General features: G+C 65.8%; 3 protein-coding genes and 1 pseudogene. All 4 read right to left on the minus strand.

Annotated features, from left to right (window positions below):
* Nucleotides 1-29 precede the first annotated feature (29 nt).
* A complete protein-coding gene (locus HMPREF1137_RS05400) occupies nucleotides 30-1,265 on the minus strand; it encodes a variant leucine-rich repeat-containing protein (RefSeq protein WP_034496967.1) in 1,236 nt (411 codons plus the stop codon).
* A gap of 119 nt (nucleotides 1,266-1,384) precedes the next feature.
* The gene (locus tag HMPREF1137_RS05405) at nucleotides 1,385-2,245 is read right to left on the minus strand and encodes an anaerobic ribonucleoside-triphosphate reductase activating protein (RefSeq protein ID WP_034496970.1); all 861 of its coding nucleotides are present in this window, start codon (nucleotides 2,243-2,245) and stop codon (nucleotides 1,385-1,387) included.
* Nucleotides 2,196-4,169: pseudogene (locus HMPREF1137_RS05410) on the minus strand (ribonucleoside triphosphate reductase); the annotation flags it as partial. The pseudogene HMPREF1137_RS05410 and the gene HMPREF1137_RS05405, both read right to left, overlap by 50 nt.
* Nucleotides 4,170-4,771: 602 nt before the next feature.
* Entirely contained in the window at nucleotides 4,772-5,296 is a 525-nt protein-coding gene (locus HMPREF1137_RS05415; protein ID WP_007589743.1) for a DoxX family membrane protein, read from the minus strand.
* Nucleotides 5,297-5,658: the final 362 nt, after the last annotated feature.

Here is a 5,658-nt window from a genome sequence, read left to right on the forward strand (position 1 = left end):
CTCGGGCCCGCCCCCTTATGCGCGTGAGGTCAGTCGTTCCACGTGAACTTCTCGGGGCCGATCTCGCCGGTCGTGCCGGTCATCCAGCCGCCGCGAGCCAGCGCGAAAGACTGGCCGGTCTTCGTATTCCAGCAGCTGATGCCGTCCTGCGTGGAGTGGCACGCGAAGTCGCCCTTGGTGGCGGCAGCTCCGTATGCGAGCGCGTTTCCGCCTGCGGGGGCGGCGCTCTCACAGGACTGGCCCGCCTTATCCTTCGAGGCGCTCAGGACGCCGACCTTGCTACCGGAGCAGGAGGCGTAGCCGTCCTCGGCCCAATCGGACTCGCCAATGCCGCAGCTGACGCCGTCAGCGGTGAAGGAGCAGGTGATGTTGCCGGACGGGGAGGAGAAGGCGTCAACGGTGATGGCTCCGGCGGGCGCCGGGTACTTCACGGGTTCCTCGGTCGTGGCACTTGCCGACGGGGTCGGATCCGACGCGGAGGACGACGAGGAGCTCGGGTTCGATCCGGCCGCGGGCCCCTCGTAACCACGCGTGAACACGTAGATAACGAAGGCGAGGAGGACCGCCGCCGTGATGGCAAGGACGCCGAGGATGACGGCCATGAACGGGAAGCCTCGACGTTCCTTGACTTCCTGCGGGGCCGCTCCCTGCGAGGCGGTGGACTGCACCTGGTAGGACGCGCCAGCACCCCGGTAGGCCTGCGGCGTGGGTTGAACGCGCGCGGGGGTTCCCGAGGCGCTCGGGTAGGACGAGCCGGAGGACGCGCTCGGATAGACGGCGGTCGCCTCGGGATCCTGGGCATTCTTCGAACCCATGATGGAATGACGCTGCACCTGGGCGACCACCTGCTCGCGCGCGCCCACCTTCGGGACGGGCGCATTCGAGCCGACGACCGCAGAGTAGGGGGTCGTGCGCTCGACCTGCGAGTAGGAGTTCACGCCACCCTGGCCGAGCACGTACATGCCGGATTCGGAGGTGCGGATCGATGAGCCGGCGACCGCGCCGGATACATCTCCGTGCATGACAAGGTAGCCGTTGGAGTCGATGTAGCCGTCATAGTCGTCGCGAGCCTCGAGTGCCGCGTTGACCTGCGGGTCATTGAACTGGTGCAACCAGTCGAGCAGCCCGCGGTACGCGTGCGGATGTGCGGCCACGGCCGGGCGCAGCTCGGGGTAGCGATACGCCAGCTGGCGCAGCGCTTCAGCGTCGGTCGACGGGTCCTGGGCAGCCGCCGCAGGATCGTCGAAGTGCAGCTCTTCAGCCATCGAAACTCCAGACTTCATGGTCACGAGGTTGTTACACAATACCGCGATCAGTGGTCACAAGTGAAACCTTCACCATATTTTTTCCCAACATGCGGCGCTGTCACTTGACAAAAGCTCTATCAGGCCCCACGGAAGATAAACCTGTCAAAGTCCAGCGTTTCGATGTCCCGCGCGAGCGAGCGTACCTGGTCGTCCCACCCCGGCCTCGTCGCGGAAAAACCGTCGGGGGCACCCAGGTCACGGGCCTGCTGGAGGGCGAAGGTCCTCGCCCCCATCTCGCGCGCCCGCACCGCCACCTCGAAGCCGTCGCCGGGCCCGTCCGGGTAGACGGTCAGGCGCACCTCGTGGTCCACCTCGGGGCAGGCCAGGACGACGCCCAGCGACTCCCACGCCCGCTCGCCCGCACCGCTTCGGCCGGCCACGGCCTCGTAATTTCCCGGGGTCGCCTTCACGTCTATGCCCACCCAGTCGACGAGGCCCGCGCCCAGCAGGTCCGCCAGGCGGCGCGGGTAGGGACCCGCGGTGTGCAGGCCTACGCCAAAGCCAAGCTCACGCACGCGCGCCATCGCCGCACCGAGCGCGATCTGGCGGGTCGCCTCGCCGCCGGAAAACACGACGCCGTCGAGGAGGCCACGCCTGCGCGCCAGCAGATCCTCGAGCGCGCTCCACGCAACCACCCCCGGGATGCGCGGGTCGATAATCGCGCTGTTGTGACAGTACGGGCACGCCCACGGGCACCCCTGCAGGAACAGGGACGCCGCAAATTTCCCCGGCCAGTCCACGGTCGACATCGGCACGAGGCCGGCGATCTGCAGGTCGTCCGGCGTCCACTCGCGCGCAGCCCGCCCCCCGACGAGGCCGGGGACGCCCAGGCTCAGCGTGCCCTCCCGGGTCGCCCCGGCCTCGTCGTCATGGGGACGGGCGCCCACGTCAGCGGCTCCCCGCGGGAGGGAACGCGCTGACGAGCTCACCGTGCGCATCCGCGGCGCTCTCGGAGAACATCTGACGCTCGTGGTACTCGCCCTTCTTGCCGATGTTGAAGGACTGGACCGGACGGAAGTAGCCCATGACGCGCGTCCACACCTCGCAGGCCTGCGGCTCCGCGTGGGGGTGGGCGGCCGCGCACTTCTCACAGGTGAAGTGCTCGCCGGCCAGGTAGCCGTGGACCGGGCAGATCGAGAAGGTCGGCGTGATCGTGATGTAGGGGACCTTGAAGGCCGTCAGCGAGCGGCGCACCATCTCCTTGCAAGCCTCGCCCGAGGACACGCGCTCGCCCATGTACAGGTGCAGGACCGTGCCGCCCGTGTACTTGCCCTGCAGCACCTCCTGGTCCTCGAGGGCCTGGAACGGATCATCCGTATAGCCCACGGGAAGCTGCGAGGAGTTCGTGTAGTAGGGTTCGTCGGGCGTGCCCGCCTGGATGATGTCGGCGAAGCGCTTACGGTCCTCCTTCGCGAAGCGGTAGGTCGTGCCCTCCGCGGGGGTCGCCTCCAGGTTGTACATGTGGCCGGTGGCCTCCTGGAGCTGGACCATGCGCTCGCGCACGCGGTCCAGGATGCGCACGCACATGTCGAAGCCGCGCGGGTCCGTCAGGTCGTAGGCGTCGTCACTGAAGTTGCGCACCATCTCGTTCATGCCGTTGACGCCGATGGTCGAGAAGTGGTTATCGAGCGTGCCCAGGTAGCGATGCGAGTAGGGGAACAGGCCGTGGTCCATGTGGTACTGAATGGTCTCGCGCTTGATCTCGAGAGACTTCGAGGCCAGGTCGATCAGCTCGTCCATGCGCGCGACGAGGCCTTCCTCGTCCCCCTTGTACAGGTAGCCGAGGCGCGCCATATTCAGCGTGACCACGCCGATCGAGCCGGTCAGCTCCGCCGACCCAAAGAGGCCGTTGCCGCGCTTGAGGAGCTCGCGCAGGTCCAGCTGCAGGCGGCAGCACATGGAACGGATCATGTGCGGGTCCAGGTCGGAGTTGATGAAGTTCTGGAAGTAGGGCAGGCCGTACTTCGCGGTCATGCCGAAGAGGGCGTCGACGTTCTCGCCCTCCCAGTCGAAGTCGGGGGTGATGTTGTAGGTCGGGATCGGGAACGTGAAGACGCGGCCATCCGCGTCGCCGCCCGTCATGACCTCGATGAAGGCGCGGTTGATGAGGTTCATTTCCCACTGCAACTCGCCGTAGGTGAAGTCGACGACCTCGTCGCCGATGAGGGGGTGCTCGTCCGCGAGGTCGTCCGGGCACGTCCAGTCGAAGGTCAGGTTCGTGAACGGGCACTGGCTGCCCCAGCGCGAGGGCACGTTCAGGTTGTAGATGAGCTCCTGCATGCACTGCACGACGTCCTCATACTCCATGTTGTCCAGGCGCACGAAGGGGGCCATGTAGGTGTCGAAGGAGGAGAACGCCTGGGCGCCCGCCCATTCGTTCTGGAGAGTGCCGAGGAAGTTGACGATCTGACCGCACGCCGAGGAGAAGTGCTTGGGCGGGGCCGAGGCGATCGCGCCGCCCACGCCGTTGAAGCCCTCCTGGATGAGGCGCTTGAGGGACCAGCCGGCACAGTAGCCGGCGAACATGTCGAGGTCGTGGATGTGGTAGTCGCCCTCGCGGTGCGGGGCGCCGATTTCGGGGGTGTAGACGTGTTCGAGCCAGTAGTTTGCGACGATCTTCCCCGCCGAGTTCAGGATCAGGCCGCCGAGCGAATACCCCTGGTTCGCATTGGCGTTCACCCGCCAATCTGAGCGGTCGAGGTACTCCTGCACGGTTGCGATGGCGTCGACGTCGTAGCGGGGTGCGGTCATGGTCCTTGTCCTGTCGTGATTCCGTTGTGTGCTGCAGGCTGCTGAGCACTGGGTGGGAGATGTGTGGTGTCGTGGGACTGTGTGGGGCGGCGGATGCCTCTTGCCCTGCGCGTCGGTGGGCGGCCGGTACTGCTGTTCGGTCGCATGATCGACACGTCATGGACCCTCCGCCCTCGTGGGGCGAGGCCGTGGCACTGTGGGTGGTGGTGGTTCCCTCCGCCCGGCGTGAGGCTCCCCTAGATCTAGGGGAACGCGACTATCAATCACTAGATGTAGTGCTTGATACGAACGGTGATCACAATATCTAGTGTCATACGTGTGTCAGAAGCGCGACGCGCGCGGCGAGCAGTTCCGCTCGCCACGCGCGTCTTTTTTCGACACCCATCGGGGACCAACGTCCCGTTGCCCATTCACACCCCGGCCTCACCCCGGCCACGCCCCAGCCACGCCCCAGCCACGCCCCAGCCACGCCCCAACCTCGCCCCGGCCACACCCCGGCCTCGCCCAGGAAATTTCGCATGCAATTCGTTTTCTTGACAATTCAACAACCGCCACAAACATTGCAATACCAACGACTGGATTTCAATGTTTGAAAGATGTGCGAGGGAATTACATGCGAGATTGTTGGGAAACTACAACACAAAAGCCGACGCCAACACAGCGAGGCCGCGACCGGAAACCCGGCCACGGCCTCGTCGAGACTGTTGAACGAATCAGATGAGGAAGGGCAGCTTCTTCACGAGCCCCAGGCCCTTCCACCACGCGCCCAGGCCGAGTGTGTCGCCCGCGCTGGTCAGCGGGATCAGGATGAGAACGAGCGCGTAGACCAGGTGCTCATTGACGACCGGGTTGAGGGAGCCCCACACCCACGGGGCGACCGCCGCATACATGAAGCCCAGCATGACGACGCCCGCAACTGCCGCGAGGCGCGTGCCGATCCCCAGCAGGAAGGCGAGCCCGATACCCAGGAGGCCCAGCATGAACAGCCAATCCATGGCGGGCATGGCCAGCGACTCGAAGAAAGAAGCCAGGGGCTTGCCGGTCGTCGCACCCGTCAGGTAGCTCTGCGCGGGCGTGCCGCCGTTGATCCACGCGCGCGACGGGCCCGTCGAATAGTGCAGGCCGAACGTCTTATCTAGGAACGACCACAGGAAGATGAAGCCAACCGCGATGCGCAGCAGGGCCAGGACGAAGCGCGCGGGCTTGGAGGTGACGACGGCCGATGCGGGACGAGGCATGTCAGTCCTTTCGGGACGGAACTGCGGGTGGGCGTTGTACGGGCGTCGACGGCTTGCCACCCGTCTCCTCATTATCCACTGCCCAAACCCCGCAACGCTAGGGGCGGTGCACTGTGCGAGCCCCCTCCCTCAATTTCGCATGCAATTCCAACTCAGCTCAACCCCACCTCAACGCAGAATCCGCAGAATTCCAACAATCAGACTTCAAACCATGAAACACATTCGAGGGAATTGCATGCGAAATTGCTAGGCGGCGGGGCCTGGCCGTGTTTCAAGGCACAGAACCGAGCCACCGATCAGCGACAAGCGCCGCCGGTGTGGAGGGCGCCGGAGGGAGCTGCCGCGGTGCCGGTGGGCGGTGG

It is taken from the genome of Actinomyces sp. ICM39 (assembly GCF_000282935.1).
GTDB classification, from domain to species: Bacteria; Actinomycetota; Actinomycetes; order Actinomycetales; family Actinomycetaceae; genus Pauljensenia; species Pauljensenia odontolytica_B.